Raw genomic sequence first — 14,783 nt, forward strand, 5'->3', positions numbered from 1 at the left:
ATGATGATAAAGCCCGGTAATCCGACATTTGGATTGCCGGGTATTTTTGTGCAGCTGGAAAGATCGGATTATCTTGACGTTGGATTTCACAACATTCATACAAAAATCCCCCGCTCACATGAGCAGGGGATTTAACCAACTAATATAAGAATACATCCAGCAGGAAGAACATAATCAGGAAGATGTATACAATAATGTCGAAGACAGCACTGGAAATAAAGGCCAAGAATGAGCCGATCGATGCTTTCAGCGCTTTGTTCATATCTTTAATCTGTATAAATTCTACGACGAAAACAAATACAAATGGTACGAAGAGAACGCCAAACGGCGGGTAGATAAACATACCGATAACAGCTCCGATAATGGCTGCCAATTCCCCTTTTTTACTGCCTCCGAATTTCTTAACAAAATAGCTGTTCGCAGCGACGTCGCTAATTAGTGCAACGACCGTCAGCGATGCTGCGATTACCCAGAACATCCATGACAGTTCGTCACCGATGAAGAAGTTATATACTAAAAATCCGACCCAAAACATGAGCACTGACGGGAGGACCGGGTAAATAATACCGGCGAATCCCAGTACAAATGCTGCAATGACGATGAGCCATAAGAAAATGTCCATCAAATGTCTCCTTTTCTTACTTCTTTTTTAGTAAAGAAGAAGAGTATAAATGCTGTAAATAAAAATGCGGCGCTGATATAAAATGAATTCTCGACGCCAAATGTATCGTTAGCAATACCGCCGAGCAAGTTGCCGAGCAGCTGGCCGACGATCATTGCGTTCGCAAACAGCGTCGAGGCGTATCCCGGAAATTGCGGCAGCAGGTCTTGGAAATAACTGATACCAAGTCCGAGCAATATTGCCAGGAATAAAGCTAAAGGCAGCTGACCGATTAACATCATCGTATAACTCTCAAATATGCCAATCGATAAAAAGTAAAAGCCGCCGATAAAGCCTGCGACAATTAATAGTGTTTTCGATGAAACTCGTGATGCGATGTATCCCATAAATATCATCAGAGGGACTTCAAGTCCCGCACATAGACTGGCGAGGATTCCGACTGCACTGTCCGCTTCGCCCAAATAGCCGGTAACGAACAGCGGCATATTTAGTAAGTACATCCATTGTCCCACGTGCAGGAAGACAAATGCAATAAAAGGAATAAAGAGTGTCAGACTCTTCATCAAGTTAGGACTTTTCGGCTCTTCATAATTCGTAATTTCAATCGTCTTATCCACTGCGGGCGGATTTGAGTTTTTAATTAAAAAGCTCGCTATAAAGACGACTATAAACATAATCACCGTCCCAAAGAATAGGCCGGTAAAGTCGTAACGGGCTAAGAGCAGTGACCCGACTAACGGTCCGAACAGAAAGCCGAAGCTGAACATCGAACGCAGTATAGTATTCGCCATCACAGCAAGGCTCGATCGGTACTGGTTAATCGATTCACGGGCTGATGCGTAAAGCTGCGGCATTGCTGGTGCGCCGAGTGAAAAGAATATGATATAAGAAATGATCAGTATCCATGTATTTGGAATAATTAAGAAGCTGACAAATGCCATAATCTGCATGAATAGAGCAGCGATGATTAAATATTTCCTGTCGAATTTCAGCCTGTCGCTGTATCGCCCAATAATAGTATTAACGAAAAAACTGCCGACTGCAGCTGCGGCCATGAATATGCCGTAGCTCGTCGTGGACATGCCATGTACTTCAGTCATAAATATAACGAGGAACGGCGTCGTAATTGCCACTGCCATTCCAAGCATAGTCATATTGGATAGGAACAATTTATAGTTTTGAATTTGGAATAAGTCTTTTATCATCTTCGTCCCCCGGTTTTACTGCTCATTGGATAATGAGTCCTGTTTAATTAAGTTGATAAACGACTCTACCTGCGGCAGCATTAATACGCTTTTGTCGTATGAAATGTAAGTGTCGCGCGTTAACGGTTTGTCACCCGCCATCACTTCTTCAATATGATAATTATCGAGGTCCAGGCCTTCCAGCACCAGTTCAGGCAGTACTGTTATGCCGACTTTTTTCCTGAGTAGTTCGCGGCAGGTCGTAATCTGGTCAACGAAGATCTGCGGTTCGTACTTCGTATTAAAACGCTCTTCAAAGTAGTTTTTAATATGTGTAATATAATCGGGATCTGCCTGGAATTCAATCACTGCCAAGTCTTCAAAATCCACATCTTTCGGTGTGACCAGATAGTGCTTATCACTGTAGAGCAATTCGTTTTCCTTATTTAAAATCCGGGAGCCGCGCACAATCGATAAGTGATAGTCGCCCTGATTGGCAATAATATCCTTCGTCGAACCCACATCAATTTTAACATTAACGCTCGGAAAATCATTTAAATATTTCGCAAGAATATCCGGTAAAATCGTATAGCCGATTAACGACGATACACCGATGGAAATTTTCCCTTCGATTTCTCCTTCATTCGCCTGGATATAATCTTTCACCAGACGCTCTTCATCGACAACTTTTTTAGCATGGGCAATAATTCTCTCTCCGACGCCTGTCGTATATAATGCTTTTTTCGTTCTGATAAAAATCTGCACGCCCCACTCGTCCTCTATTGACTTCAGACGCTGACTGACTGCCGGCTGAGATATGTATAACTTTTCAGCAGCTTTACGCAAGGTTTTCGCTTCGCTTAATGTTGCCAGTAAACGATAATCATCCACTTTCACGACATTACCTCCAGATAATAAGCCATCCGGCGCTTTGTGCGGATGGCTACATTAATTTTTTAAGTTCTTTTAAACATGATGCTGCAAGTGTTTTAAACTGGCTGAAATCCTTATCGATTTCATTCATAAGAGCGCGGGCAGTTTTATAAGCAAAATCTTTTTCTTCCTCACTGATAATTCCTTTTTTAAAGGCACGCTTAATATCGTCTTCGTCGACCAGTTCGTAACGGCCGTCCGGCAGGACGAGCACATCCAGGTAAAGATCTTCCCGGCGTGCCTTGCCAAGTTCTAAAGTGTGAGAATAATTTATATCAAAATAATATTGAATTTCCTGCCATCGTTCATCGTACATTACTGTAATACTGTAATTCCTTTTCTCAGGAAGGAGCTGCATCCATTTAAAATTGTTTGCCACAACTAACGTATCTTCACCGACGACGGGAACAGTCAACGGTTCACGGACTTTATGCATATGAATCATACCTGCCAAAATCTTTTCATTTTGATAGGTCAGGATTGTTTCGTCATATTTTGAGCGCACAAGCCGCCGCCATTTTTTCTTATCCAGATACTTAGTTTTCATGGCATTCATCTCCTAAATATAAGTATACAAAAAAATGAAAACAAAAGTATAGAGATAGGCATTAATTTTACCTATCTCTATAACTTTTTCTTATATTCTATTGGATAGCGATTATGCTGAAATCTATGTCTGCAGCATAATCCTCACTTGTTGCAGTGTAATTTGGATAGCTGAACAGCAGCAGTTTATTCCCTTCAGGTGCCAGTTCTCCATTATTTACTGCCGTTAGAGTCTCTTCTTTCTCTGCTTCGGACAGGGCTTTAAGATTATACTTCTCAGTCAGTTCTTCTATATTTAAGCTGTGGTAGTCTGTAAAGAAGTCCGCCATATCTGCCTGCTCAGGTTCTGCCACATACATTGCACTGGATTGATCAAGAAATAGTGTATCTGAAACCGAGATGTCAGATGCATGAATTCTATCGAGCACTGCCGAATTGTAAATAGAGCTGAAGCCTGATTCATAATTATTTTTATAATTTGCAGACATTTCGACTTGGCCGGTCTGGTTAACAATATACGGATTATAAGACATTAATGCATCCGTGTTTTCTTTATAATCATCGATGAATGATTTGTCTGCATTGACCATTCCGCTGAACAGAATTAAGTCAATCATGTCAGGATGCTGTTTTAAGTTCGCCAGAAAATCAGAATTAATATCGTACTGACTATTTTTCAAGTTATTCACATCTGCAAATAGCGGTGCATCCGCTTTAAGCGTACTGAAACTCCGGCTCATTACAGTCCCGTCTGTCATCTTATATTTGATATTCAAGATTGCAGTTTCTTCACCGCTGTAATTACCGGGAACGGATTTTTCTTGAACTGCCGCTTCATGAATATTAACGGCATTTTGAATCGTTCTTGGATGATTATCATATAAAAATCCATCTTCAAAATATTCTTCGATTGATATATTCGTATAATATTCATAGTCAGATGACACATAGACACTGTCGACTTTTGAAGCCTCCGGCACGCTGCTTGTATAATTGCTCCATGCAGGGATGAAGATTGCCCAGAATACACCGATTACGATTAAAGTAAGCAGAAAAGTTTTCCAGTTCATATCGATTTTCGCGTTTTTCTGGAACAGCATTTCCGCAATGATATAAGTGACAATTGCCCCGATAATAAAACCGACGATTGATATCGTCACGGATAAAGGAATAAAAAGCAGGGATACCGCCGTCCCCATGGCGAGCATTCCACCTGTACTCAGCACTGCAACTAAAGCAGATTTCAGCCACTGGTAATTAAAACTGTCAGTGACATATTCATTTTTTCTGTAACGGTAAAGTACGAAGGACAGCAGGAGCAGCACTGCAGCAATTATCGCCCAGACTAAATTGAGTGTTACATCTAAGCCGCTGTACAGCTGAGTGACTGCAATATATGGAAAGGTCGCATTTAATACAGGCTCAGAATGTTCGATAAATGACTGCGAAATACCATCAAATAGTACCGCTGCTGCGCCGTATATGAGTCCCCATAGAGCCAGCGGCAAAAACAGCGCCAGCAGAATCATTTGCAGATGCAGGAAAATACCATTTACTAAAAATCCCGCGAACACTGATATTAAAAAGATTACACAGTTAACAAAGATTGAATACAGCAGCCACTTCCCTATTTCCATCAAAGCAATTTCCGGTATAAAAACAATGCGTTCAAGGAGCAGGATCACTGCTGTAATAAGCAGCGGAATTGTGATTGCTGCAAAACCAGTCATTAAAGCATGCGTCAATACAGCAGTGCGTTTTATCGGTAAACTGTGCATGAAATCGGACGATGCTTCATCGTTTAAATAGTTGAGTAAAAACATTGCTAAAAACACTGCGAAAATCATTCCGATAATAATTTGTCCCGCTGACATCTGAAACAGCAAATTGTCCGGCATTGTATAACCCGGTATTAGATCACGGTCATAAGTGACAATCCAAAGCGACAGCGGCAGCGCGATAATATTCATCGCCATAAAGACCACTGTCAGCCAAAATATCGTCCCGCTGAAATGGGAAAACAGTCCTTTATTCAACAATGATGTTTGAGATTTCATAACCGAGCTCCCCCATTTCATAAGTAAATATTTCTTCCAGTGTTAAAGGCAAAATGTCGTACATCAGCGGATTGTACTTCGTCACCTTTTCTTCCAGCTGATCGATATTCCCCTTAACGATACATGTAATAATACGTCCTTTAGTTTTATGATGGACGATGTTTAAATCTGTAAAAAATTCATCGCCAGGCAGTTCTTTAAAAGCAATCTGCAGTTTGCAGTGTGTGCCTCTAATATCTGTCAGCTCTTTATGATACAAAATTTTTCCATCGTGCATAATCGACACGGAGTCACACAGATCTTCCATTTCTCGTAAGTTATGGCTCGAAGCGACCACTGTCATATTATGATTGGCAATATCCTGCATTAATATATTTTTGACCTGCTTGCGCATAATCGGATCCAGGCCGTCGAATGGTTCATCAAGCAGCATAACTTTCGGTCTCGCTGAGAAAGCCAGAATGAATGCCGCCTGCCGCTTCATCCCTTTTGACATCTGATTCAGCTGTTTGTCAGTCACAATGCCAAAATGTGCAGCCAGCTGTCTAAAGCGGTCATCTGACCAGTTTTTATACATCGTTTTATAAAACTTAGCCATCTTTTTTAAAGTCGCACCCTTAAAGAAAAACGGTATATCATGCATGAAAATTACGTCGCTTTTAACTGAAGGATTTTCAAAAATATTGTTGTCATCATAAGTTACACTGCCAGTGTCAGCCTTATAAATTCCCGACATCACTTTCATTAGCGTCGTTTTCCCCGCCCCGTTTGATCCCAGTAAACCGTGAATTGTTCCTTCTTCAACACTTAAATCTATATGCTCCACTGCTTTCTTTTTGCCGAAACTTTTGTCTGCACCATTTACTGCGAGCTTCATTTCTTTCCCTCCTTCTCCTGTTGCACTTTATCTATTAATTTTTTTAAGTCATCTCCCGGAACTTCCAGAAAAACCAGTTCTTTTATTAAACGCTCAAGTTCTTCAGTTAAGCTGCTGATTCGCTCTTTGTTCATTACATCTGTCATATCATTCACAAAGCTCCCTTTTCCGGGACGGGAAATCACATACCCTTCCCTCTCCAATTCTCTGTAAGCCTTTTGGATCGTGTTGGGGTTTATAGTGAGTTCCTGGGCCAGACTTCTGACTGACGGCAGCTGCTCACCCGGCGTCAGCACCCCTTGAATGATTAAACGTTTTACATTTTCGGTCAGCTGCTCATAAATCGGCACACGACTCTTCACATCGATATCAAACACGTATCCACCTCCTGTCAGTTTTACTGCAATAGCTGTATTACTTAATATAGTACAGATAGTACAGTGATCCGTCAATATATACATTATCCGTTTAAAAAGAAATAAGTCCTTGATTTACAGACGGATTTTGTATATGATAAACAACAACATTTTAATTATATTTATACAGTATAATGTATATTAATTATATAAATTAACGAAAAAGGAGTGTTTTAATGCATTTTCAAGGAAAAAGTTTTTTAACAATCAGTGATTTTAATCGAAAAGAGGTCGAATATTTAATCGATTTCGCAATTCATTTAAAACACTTAAAGAAAAATAATATTCCTCACCAGTATTTAAAAGGCCAAAATATTGCGCTGCTGTTTGAAAAATCTTCAACGCGCACCCGTGCTGCATTTACCGTTGCAGCAAATGATCTCGGCGCTGCACCTGAATTTCTCGGTGCCAATGATATCCAGCTCGGCAAAAAAGAATCCGTCCAGGATACTGCAAAGATTTTAGGGAGCATGTTCGACGGCATTGAATATAGAGGCGCCAGCCAGGCAGTCGTTGCTGATCTCGCCGAATATTCAGGGATTCCTGTCTGGAACGGTCTGACTGACGACTGGCATCCGACGCAGATGATCGGAGACTTTATGACGATTAAAGAGGCTTTTGGTACATTCGACGGCATTAAACTCGTCTACTGCGGAGACGGCCGAAATAACGTTGCAAATTCACTGCTCGTTACTGCTGCAATTCTCGGTGTTGATGTCACTATCGCTTCACCGGAATCTCTTTTCCCTGAAAAATCTTATATTCAGATGGCACAAGAATTTGCCAAAGAGAGCGGCTCTGCAGTAGAAATTACTGCCGATATTCACACTGCTGTTAACGGCGCTAACGTAATATACACCGACGTTTGGGTGTCTATGGGTGAAGAAGAACATTTTGAAGAACGCGTCAATTTGCTGCTGCCTTATCAGGTGAATGAATCATTATTAGAAAATGTCAGCGGAGACTTTATCTTCATGCATTGTCTGCCGGCCTTTCACGATACAAATACTGTTTACGGTAAAAATGTCGCTGAAGAGTACGGCATCGAAGAGATGGAAGTCACATCCGAAGTATTTAATGCTGATTACGCCAAACAGTTTGAACAAGGAGAAAACCGCATGCATTCCATTAAAGCAATTATGGCAGCGACGAACGGTCATTTATTTATACCGGATTTAAAATAATCATCATCAGGAGGTCATATTATGATCAAAGTCAGTATTATCGGTGCGACAGGCTATACAGGGAGCGAACTGCTCCGCTACTTAATTCCCCATCAGGACGTTGAATTAATCCATCTGACATCGCGCAGTCACGCAGGTACACAGGTCACCTCTTATTACCCTTTTCTAACCGGCAGCATTGATTTGAAATTTACAGAGTTAAAACCGGACGCAGTATTTACAGACAGCGACCTGGTATTTATTTGTCTGCCTCACGGTCATTCCATGGAACTGTCCGCTCTTGCAAGCACATTTGATGTGAAAGTGATCGATTTAGGTGCAGATTTCCGCCTGAAAAATATTGATGTCTATGAAGAAACTTACAAGGTGGAGCAGGCTGCGCCGAACTTACTGAAAGAATTTGTCTACGGCCTGCCTGAAAAGTACAGAGAAGATATTAAAAATGCTCAATACATCGCCAATCCCGGATGTTTTGTGACCAGCGCCCTGCTCGGTTTGTTACCTGCTGTGGTTCATGCACTGATCGATCCTCAATCGATTATTATCGACAGTAAAACAGGCGTCAGCGGTGCCGGACGCAGCGCTTCGGTGGATAAGCTGCTGACAGAATTAACAGGGAATTTTAAAGCTTATAACCCGCTCCTCCATCGCCATATTCCTGAAATAGAACAGGAGTTAAACAGTGCGTCAGAGCATACAGTTCAAGTACAGTTTACGCCGCATTTAATACCCGTAGAACGCGGCATTTTTTCAACGATATACGCCTCGGTGGAGGATGGTATTACAGAAAGAGACATTATCGACTCTTATAAGAGCGCCTATCAACATGAGCCCTTTGTTCATGTTTTAGACAAGGGTGAACTGCCTCAAATGAAACATGTGTCGGGCACTAACAATTGTCAGCTGTCCGTTCAGCTCGATGAAAGAACCGGCCGCCTGATTGTATTGTCAATTATCGATAACCTGGGTAAAGGTGCTGCCGGACAAGCAGTACAAAATATGAACATCATGTTTGGACTGCCTGAAAAAACCGGGCTGGCTGCCATTGCCATGATGCCTTAAGGAGGATTTTTAATGCAGATTACAGAGAAAAAATTATCAGCCTTAACAAATGGCCTGAATGCGGTTGACGGCGTTATGTCAAACGGTATACATACCGGCTTTAAAGCACTCGATAAAGACCTCGCCCTGCTCTACTTTCCGGACGGTGCCACTGTGACAGGTATCTTTACGAGAAATAAAATAAAAGCGCACAGCGTAATGTACGATATGGACATGCTTAAGCAGTTCACAGAGTTTAAAGCCATTCTCGTCAACAGCGGCAATGCCAACGCCTGCAACGGTTTACGCGGCGAACAGGATGTCCATGAGATGACACGTTCACTTGCTGAAAAATTAAATATCGCCCCGCACCAAGTCCTCGTCAGCTCAACCGGTGTTATTGGCGAACCGATGAATTTACAGCCCTTTTATTCCGGCCTTGATGCACTCATTGATGGTCTGTCGCACCAGCACTCTACTGCAGCTGCAGAAGCGATTATGACGACAGATACGATTCCAAAAGAACTGTCTATGCAGACAGTGATCGGCGGAAAAATGATTCACTTCGGTGCCATTATTAAAGGCGCCGGTATGATTCATCCGAATATGGGCACGATGCTCAGCTATATCGTAACCGATGCAGCGCTGCCGCAGAACGCTTTGAATACCGCCTTGAAATCAGCAGCGGATGACAGTTTTAATGTTATGACGGTAGATGGTGATACGAGCACAAATGATACTGTCTTACTGGCTGCAACAAACAAAGTTCCGCTCGATGCTGCATATTTAGATGACTTTACCGCATCGTTGACTGAGATGTGCCGCGAACTGTCCCGCATGGTGGCACGGGATGCCGAAGGCGCCACAAAATTCGTCACAGTAAAAACTGTCAATGCAAAAACTAAATCAGATGCGATCAGCGCTGCAAAGGCTGTTGCAACATCCAGCCTGGTAAAAACAGCGGTCTACGGCCAGGATGCTAACTGGGGCCGCGTTATTATGGCTGTCGGCAACAGCGGGATTAAAACGCTTGATCCAAATGCTATAACGATTAAGTTTACCTCCGCAGCCGGTGAAGTTCTTGTCTGTCATGAAGGACTTGCTGTTCCCTTTGACGAAACGCTGGCTTTTACCGTACTGAGTCAGACAGATGTCGGGATATTTATCAATTTAAATACAGGAGATGCTGCAGCTGAAGTGTGGACATGTGATATGTCGATCGATTACGTAAAAATCAATGCGGACTACAGAAGTTAGGATGATAGCTATGAATGATACTAAGAGAATCGATATATTGATCGAAGCACTGCCCTATATCAACGTCTTCCAAAATAACATTATCGTGTTGAAATACGGCGGCAATGCCATGGTGAATGATCAGTTGAAAGAATCTGTAATGCAGGATGTGCTCCTGATGAAATCTGTCGGCATCAAACCGATTATTGTTCACGGCGGCGGCCCCTTCATCAACGATATGCTGACCGGTTTAAATATTCATACTGAATTTAAAAAGGGGCTTCGTGTGACTGATGATGCGGTAATGACAGTCGCTGAAATGGTGTTGTCGGGTCAGGTAAATAAAGATATTGTGAAGTATTACAACAAGCTCGGCGGCAATGCTGTCGGCATTTCAGGCAAGGACGGCAACATGATTAAGGTGAAGAAGAAGTTTATCCAAGAAATGAATGACAATGGAGATATTGAACACGTTGATATCGGACTGGTCGGTGAGATTGAAACGATTGATACCGCTCTGTTAACCTTGCTGATTAACAATGATTTCGTACCGGTTGTATCACCAGTCGGTGTCGATATGAACGGTGATACGTATAACATTAATGCAGATTATGTTGCCGGTGAAATTGCCGGAGCCATTCAGGCGGATAAATTTATTCTATTAACAGATACTAAAGGGGTATATGAAAATAAGGACGACGAGACAACGCTGCTGTCCGAGCTGACTTTAGAGCAGGTCGAAAACTATATTTCAAACGGTGTCATTTCAGACGGAATGATTCCAAAAGTTGAATGCTGCACACATGCGATTAAAAAAGGCGTTAAGCAGGCGCATATTGTCGACGGCCGCATTAAGCATTCGCTCCTCTTGGAGCTGTTTTTCGATGCAGGTATCGGCACGATGATTATGCCGCATGAAGGAGGCGGAGTTTTATGAAGACAGAAGATCTTTTAGCAATGGGCAATGAATCGCTGTTTAATACTTATAAGCGCGATGAAAAGTTATTTATTTCCGGTAAAGGGGCTTACCTTAAAAATAATAATGATGAAGTGTATATTGATTTTGTGTCCGGCATTGCAACGAATATTTTAGGTCATGCCAATGACAAAATTGTTGAAGCAATATCGAAGCAGGCTGCAAAACTGATGCATACCTCAAACCTCTTTTGGAATCAGCCGGCAATTGAATTGTCACATAAACTGGTGAACAGTACAGGTGCCGGTAGTTTAGCTAAAGTATTTTTTACGAATTCAGGCGCTGAGGCAAACGAAGGAGCCTTAAAGCTCGCCCGCAAATACGGCAAAGATACACACGGTGACGGCTGCACTAAAATTATTTCTTTAACCGATTCTTTTCACGGCCGCACTATGGCAACTCTGACAGCAACAGGTCAAACGGATATGCATGAATATTTTAAACCCTTACTGCCGGGATCGGTCTATGTGCCTTTAAATGACAGCGAAGCTTTAAAATCAGCAGCAGATGCAAAGACGTGCGCTGTATTATTTGAAACGATACAAGGCGAAGGCGGCATTAACACCCTGAGCAGTGAATTCATTGCCACCTTAAAATCTCTGCAGCAGGAGAAAGATATCCTGCTCATTATCGATGAAGTACAAACGGGTATGGGACGTACCGGCACGCTCTTTTCATTTGAACAATTCGGTTTTAAACCGGATATTATCACCTTAGCAAAAGGCCTCGGTGCAGGTTATCCAATCGGTGCCTTTGTGGCAACAGATGCTGTCGCTGATCATTTTAAATCGGGCGATCACGGTACAACACTCGGCGGCAATCCTCTGGCTGCTGCCGTCGGCAATGCCGTATTCGATGAAATCTTTCAAGCTGATTTGCTAAATAATAGTAACATCCGCGGTCAACAGCTGGCTGACGGCTTAAGACAAATCGCCAAAAATACAGGTGTCATTGCTGAAGTGAAAGGTCTCGGTCTTTTAATCGGCGTCCAGTTTACTGATGCTGTATCGTCAGCTGATATTTTAAATGCCTGCTTCGAAGAGAATATGCTCGTTGCCGGTGCTAAACATAATGTAATTCGCCTGCTGCCGCCTTTAAATGTCACTGAAACTGAAATAGACGAAGCGCTGTTAAAATTCGCGTCAGCAGTAGAAAAAAGTCTTAAATAAAAAGAACTCCGGCCATTTTCTATGAAAGAAAATAGCCGGAGCTTTTTGTTTTACCATGCGTGGCCGCTGCCGCCGTCAATGTTCACAGCAGTGCCGCTCACGTATGACGCGAGGTCAGAACATAAGAAAGTAATGACATTCGCCGCTTCGGCTGTATTACCGATACGGCCAAGCGGAATCTTCTCTCCGCTTCGAGCTGAGAATTCTTCCCAGCTTAAATCAGGCGCCTGCTTTTGCCAGCGTTTTTCTATTTGGTCGCTCCGGATTAAACCGATGCATACTGCGTTTACCCGAAGATTGTATTTCCCTAAATCTTTACTCATCGCTTTAGTCAGTGCCAGTCCTGCACTTCTCGATACAGTGGTCGGCAAAGAATTTGGCTGCGGTGTTTTGCCCATCACAGCCGTTAGGTTTAGTACTGCTCCGCCTTGTTTTTTCAAGTGTGGCAGTGCTGCCTTAGACATTTTCACTGCAGACATAACTTTTAAATCGATGTCCTGTTCCCAGTCACTCAGTTCAACATCTTCAAAATTCTCTGCAAAAGAACTTCCCGCATTGTTAACCAGAATATCCAGTCTACCGAATGCCTTAATCACTGCTTCAACAATAGTCTCGCCTGCACCCGCTTCAGTAATATCCTGTGCGATATATGCCACTTCACCATATTGACTCAGTTCGTCAGCCGCTTCTTTTAAGGCAGTCTCACCGCGCGCAACCAGCATAACTTTGGCACCCAGCTTCACCATTTGTTCAGCCGTTTCACGGCCAATCCCTTTACTGGATCCAGTAATCACTGCAGCCTTGCCCTCATAGCCGAAATTCATTAAATCTGACACAGAACCACTCCTTTTGTTTTAGTCTCCTAAGTTTACATTATGAAAGACATTAGATACATCTTCCAAGTCTTCTAAAACGTCAACGAGTTTTTCAAACTGTTCAAGGTCTTCTTCTTGTAAAGAGACTTCGTTTTGAGCAATCATCGAATGTTCAGCGACTTCATAGTCTTCGACTCCAAAGTCGTCCAGCGATGTTTTAATATCATTAAATGCACTCGGCTCACCGTAAACGACTGTCATGCCGTTTTCTTCTGCCACATCTTTAACATCGACTTCTGATTCCATTAAATGCATGAGTACTTCTTCTTCATCGAAGCCTTTAAAGACGAAGACAGATACGCTGTCGAACATGTAGCTGACTGCACCGCTGACACCCATATTGCCGCCGTTTTTGCCGAAGGCTGCACGGACGTCGGATACTGTACGGTTAACATTATCAGTCAGTGCATCGACGATCAGCATAGAACCTCCTGGCCCAAAGCCTTCGTAGCGCATTTCATCGAAGGATTCTTCGTCGCCGCCTTTTGCTTTATCGATTGCCTTATCGATAATATGTTTTGGCACTGAGTAGGTTTTAGCACGATCCAGAACGATTTTAAGTTCCTGATTTGTTTCAGGATCCGGTTCGCCCTTTTTAGCTGCAACGTATATCTCTCTGCCGAACTTGGCATATATACGGCTCGTATTCTGATCTTTTTGTGCTTTTTTCTCTTTAATGTTATTCCATTTTCTTCCCATCAGTCATCTTCCTCATAATTGATTTATTCTTTAATATTTTAACACTTTATTTATTATTGTGCGGACGGTGTTCCGGCACATCCTTATTAATAATCATTTCGACCTGGTAAATTCTGCTGACCAGGGAATGAATCGGTGCCTGAGTCATTTTAAATACCGGCCAGGGCAGCGCCGGTTCAAAATCATGCAGCGCCATAATAAACTCATCACCTGACGGCAGTTTCCTGAATTCAAAACGCTGCGTTTTACTCGTCGAGCCTTTTTTCAGACTGCCGCCTGTAATTTCAAAAATAACGATATCTTCATCCGATATTTCTTCATTATATTTAAATATCAGCACCGGTTTCGGTTTATCCAGAACATAAATACAGACCGTGTTATTTTTAATCTCAGTATTGACGAGACCATAGACGATTTCATCCAGCCAGCCGAAGTAATACCAGGCGATGTTTTCTACCGTCCATCCCGGCGGCGTTTGTGCCCGCTGAACACTTCTGACGCTGTTGTAATCCTTTGTTTTATAAGTCAGATTTTTACCGTAGCGGCGAATCGGTGTCGCTGTTTTTTTAACTGCTGTCCCGTATGCGCCTAAGACGGATAAAATACTGCCGTCAGACAGTTCATCGGCGATATAAATAATCTGCTCAACACCGGTATTTTTAGAAGCTCTGGCAATATTATCTGCAATGAGCAGATACATATCATTAAACTTGCCTTGGGTCAGCCGGTTCAAACGCATGATTGGATCTTCAAAGAAGATAACGACATTCATATCCTGCAGTGCTTCTTCGACTTCCGGCAGGATAAATAAATCTTTTTTAATCAAAGTAATATCTTCGAATACATCATCCTGATTTGGGCTGGAAAAGGAGAATAGATTGACTGAATCTTTCAGCTCTAAATATAAATGTTCCCCGATTCTGCCGTGTATTCCCATCAGCATTACATTTTTCTTAGTCATAAAGGAC

The 14,783-nt window shown here is 42.4% G+C and carries 16 protein-coding genes; 6 read left to right on the forward strand and 10 right to left on the reverse strand.

Going from position 1 to position 14,783, the window contains the following annotated elements; translation table 11 throughout:
- On the forward strand, nucleotides 1–135 hold the full coding sequence (locus IEU81_RS11050) for a hypothetical protein (protein WP_268884138.1): 135 nt from the start codon (nucleotides 1–3) through the stop codon (nucleotides 133–135).
- Nucleotides 136–139: 4 nt separating this feature from the next.
- Here the strand turns inward: IEU81_RS11050 and IEU81_RS05875 are convergent, their stop codons facing one another.
- The 7 genes from IEU81_RS05875 to IEU81_RS05905 all read right to left on the reverse strand — a co-directional run bounded on the left by IEU81_RS05875 (nucleotide 140) and on the right by IEU81_RS05905 (nucleotide 6,596).
- Nucleotides 140–622, reverse strand: coding sequence for a DUF456 domain-containing protein (locus tag IEU81_RS05875; protein ID WP_092598772.1), 483 nt, complete (start codon nucleotides 620–622; stop codon nucleotides 140–142).
- A complete protein-coding gene (locus IEU81_RS05880) occupies nucleotides 622–1,827 on the reverse strand; it encodes a sugar efflux transporter (protein WP_186090707.1) in 1,206 nt (401 codons plus the stop codon). Before IEU81_RS05880 ends, IEU81_RS05875 begins: the two co-directional genes overlap by 1 nt.
- A gap of 15 nt (nucleotides 1,828–1,842) precedes the next feature.
- A complete protein-coding gene (locus IEU81_RS05885; protein WP_186090708.1) occupies nucleotides 1,843–2,703 on the reverse strand; it encodes a LysR family transcriptional regulator in 861 nt (286 codons plus the stop codon).
- A 46-nt stretch (nucleotides 2,704–2,749) separates the two neighbouring features.
- Nucleotides 2,750–3,286 (reverse strand): ribonuclease FAU-1 family protein, encoded by a 537-nt coding sequence (locus IEU81_RS05890; protein ID WP_186090710.1) that lies wholly within the window; start codon nucleotides 3,284–3,286, stop codon nucleotides 2,750–2,752.
- 97 nt (nucleotides 3,287–3,383) lie between these two features.
- Entirely contained in the window at nucleotides 3,384–5,342 is a 1,959-nt protein-coding gene (locus tag IEU81_RS05895; protein ID WP_186090711.1) for an ABC transporter permease, read from the reverse strand.
- Entirely contained in the window at nucleotides 5,314–6,219 is a 906-nt protein-coding gene (locus IEU81_RS05900) for an ABC transporter ATP-binding protein (RefSeq protein ID WP_186090713.1), read from the reverse strand. Before IEU81_RS05900 ends, IEU81_RS05895 begins: the two co-directional genes overlap by 29 nt.
- Nucleotides 6,216–6,596 (reverse strand): GntR family transcriptional regulator, encoded by a 381-nt coding sequence (locus tag IEU81_RS05905; RefSeq protein WP_186090715.1) that lies wholly within the window; start codon nucleotides 6,594–6,596, stop codon nucleotides 6,216–6,218. Before IEU81_RS05905 ends, IEU81_RS05900 begins: the two co-directional genes overlap by 4 nt.
- Before the next feature lie 215 nt (nucleotides 6,597–6,811).
- On the opposite strand from IEU81_RS05905, the gene argF reads away from it, so the two are divergent.
- The 5 genes from argF to IEU81_RS05930 are packed head-to-tail and all read left to right on the forward strand — an operon-like array spanning nucleotide 6,812 to nucleotide 12,241.
- Entirely contained in the window at nucleotides 6,812–7,819 is a 1,008-nt protein-coding gene (gene argF / locus IEU81_RS05910; RefSeq protein WP_186090717.1) for an ornithine carbamoyltransferase, read from the forward strand.
- Nucleotides 7,820–7,840: 21 nt separating this feature from the next.
- Nucleotides 7,841–8,881, forward strand: a complete 1,041-nt coding sequence (gene argC / locus IEU81_RS05915) for an N-acetyl-gamma-glutamyl-phosphate reductase (RefSeq protein WP_186090718.1) — start codon at nucleotides 7,841–7,843, stop codon at nucleotides 8,879–8,881.
- Nucleotides 8,882–8,893: 12 nt separating this feature from the next.
- On the forward strand, nucleotides 8,894–10,117 hold the full coding sequence (gene argJ, locus IEU81_RS05920) for a bifunctional glutamate N-acetyltransferase/amino-acid acetyltransferase ArgJ (protein WP_186090720.1): 1,224 nt from the start codon (nucleotides 8,894–8,896) through the stop codon (nucleotides 10,115–10,117).
- Nucleotides 10,118–10,127: 10 nt separating this feature from the next.
- Nucleotides 10,128–11,033, forward strand: a complete 906-nt coding sequence (gene argB, locus IEU81_RS05925) for an acetylglutamate kinase (RefSeq protein ID WP_208454708.1) — start codon at nucleotides 10,128–10,130, stop codon at nucleotides 11,031–11,033.
- Nucleotides 11,030–12,241 carry an aspartate aminotransferase family protein gene (locus IEU81_RS05930; RefSeq protein ID WP_186090721.1) on the forward strand — a complete coding sequence of 404 codons (1,212 nt, stop codon included), beginning with the start codon at nucleotides 11,030–11,032 and terminating at the stop codon, nucleotides 12,239–12,241. Before argB ends, IEU81_RS05930 begins: the two co-directional genes overlap by 4 nt.
- Before the next feature lie 50 nt (nucleotides 12,242–12,291).
- Here the strand turns inward: IEU81_RS05930 and IEU81_RS05935 are convergent, their stop codons facing one another.
- The 3 genes from IEU81_RS05935 to IEU81_RS05945 are packed head-to-tail and all read right to left on the reverse strand — an operon-like array spanning nucleotide 12,292 to nucleotide 14,776.
- Nucleotides 12,292–13,065 (reverse strand): SDR family NAD(P)-dependent oxidoreductase, encoded by a 774-nt coding sequence (locus IEU81_RS05935; RefSeq protein WP_186090823.1) that lies wholly within the window; start codon nucleotides 13,063–13,065, stop codon nucleotides 12,292–12,294.
- A gap of 30 nt (nucleotides 13,066–13,095) precedes the next feature.
- Nucleotides 13,096–13,815 carry a YebC/PmpR family DNA-binding transcriptional regulator gene (locus IEU81_RS05940; protein ID WP_186090723.1) on the reverse strand — a complete coding sequence of 240 codons (720 nt, stop codon included), beginning with the start codon at nucleotides 13,813–13,815 and terminating at the stop codon, nucleotides 13,096–13,098.
- A 46-nt stretch (nucleotides 13,816–13,861) separates the two neighbouring features.
- Complete coding sequence (locus IEU81_RS05945) at nucleotides 13,862–14,776, reverse strand: Rossmann-fold NAD(P)-binding domain-containing protein (RefSeq protein ID WP_186090725.1); 915 nt, start codon at nucleotides 14,774–14,776, stop codon at nucleotides 13,862–13,864.
- Between the last annotated feature and the right edge of the window lie 7 nt (nucleotides 14,777–14,783).

The sequence above is a fragment of the Jeotgalicoccus aerolatus genome (assembly GCF_014635205.1).
Lineage (GTDB): Bacteria > Bacillota > Bacilli > Staphylococcales > Salinicoccaceae > Jeotgalicoccus > Jeotgalicoccus aerolatus.

Excerpts from the sequence above, each read along its gene's own strand:
- IEU81_RS11050 (WP_268884138.1), top strand. The coding sequence starts at position 1 with ATGATGATAAAGCCCGGTAATCCGACATTTGGATTGCCGGGTATTTTT.
- IEU81_RS05875 (WP_092598772.1), bottom strand. The coding sequence starts at position 622 with ATGGACATTTTCTTATGGCTCATCGTCATTGCAGCATTTGTACTGGGA.
- IEU81_RS05880 (WP_186090707.1), bottom strand. The coding sequence starts at position 1,827 with ATGATAAAAGACTTATTCCAAATTCAAAACTATAAATTGTTCCTATCC.
- IEU81_RS05890 (WP_186090710.1), bottom strand. The coding sequence starts at position 3,286 with ATGAAAACTAAGTATCTGGATAAGAAAAAATGGCGGCGGCTTGTGCGC.
- IEU81_RS05895 (WP_186090711.1), bottom strand. The coding sequence starts at position 5,342 with ATGAAATCTCAAACATCATTGTTGAATAAAGGACTGTTTTCCCATTTC.
- IEU81_RS05900 (WP_186090713.1), bottom strand. The coding sequence starts at position 6,219 with ATGAAGCTCGCAGTAAATGGTGCAGACAAAAGTTTCGGCAAAAAGAAA.
- argF (WP_186090717.1), top strand. The coding sequence starts at position 6,812 with ATGCATTTTCAAGGAAAAAGTTTTTTAACAATCAGTGATTTTAATCGA.
- argC (WP_186090718.1), top strand. The coding sequence starts at position 7,841 with ATGATCAAAGTCAGTATTATCGGTGCGACAGGCTATACAGGGAGCGAA.
- argJ (WP_186090720.1), top strand. The coding sequence starts at position 8,894 with ATGCAGATTACAGAGAAAAAATTATCAGCCTTAACAAATGGCCTGAAT.
- argB (WP_208454708.1), top strand. The coding sequence starts at position 10,128 with ATGAATGATACTAAGAGAATCGATATATTGATCGAAGCACTGCCCTAT.
- IEU81_RS05930 (WP_186090721.1), top strand. The coding sequence starts at position 11,030 with ATGAAGACAGAAGATCTTTTAGCAATGGGCAATGAATCGCTGTTTAAT.
- IEU81_RS05935 (WP_186090823.1), bottom strand. The coding sequence starts at position 13,065 with ATGAATTTCGGCTATGAGGGCAAGGCTGCAGTGATTACTGGATCCAGT.
- IEU81_RS05940 (WP_186090723.1), bottom strand. The coding sequence starts at position 13,815 with ATGGGAAGAAAATGGAATAACATTAAAGAGAAAAAAGCACAAAAAGAT.
- IEU81_RS05945 (WP_186090725.1), bottom strand. The coding sequence starts at position 14,776 with ATGACTAAGAAAAATGTAATGCTGATGGGAATACACGGCAGAATCGGG.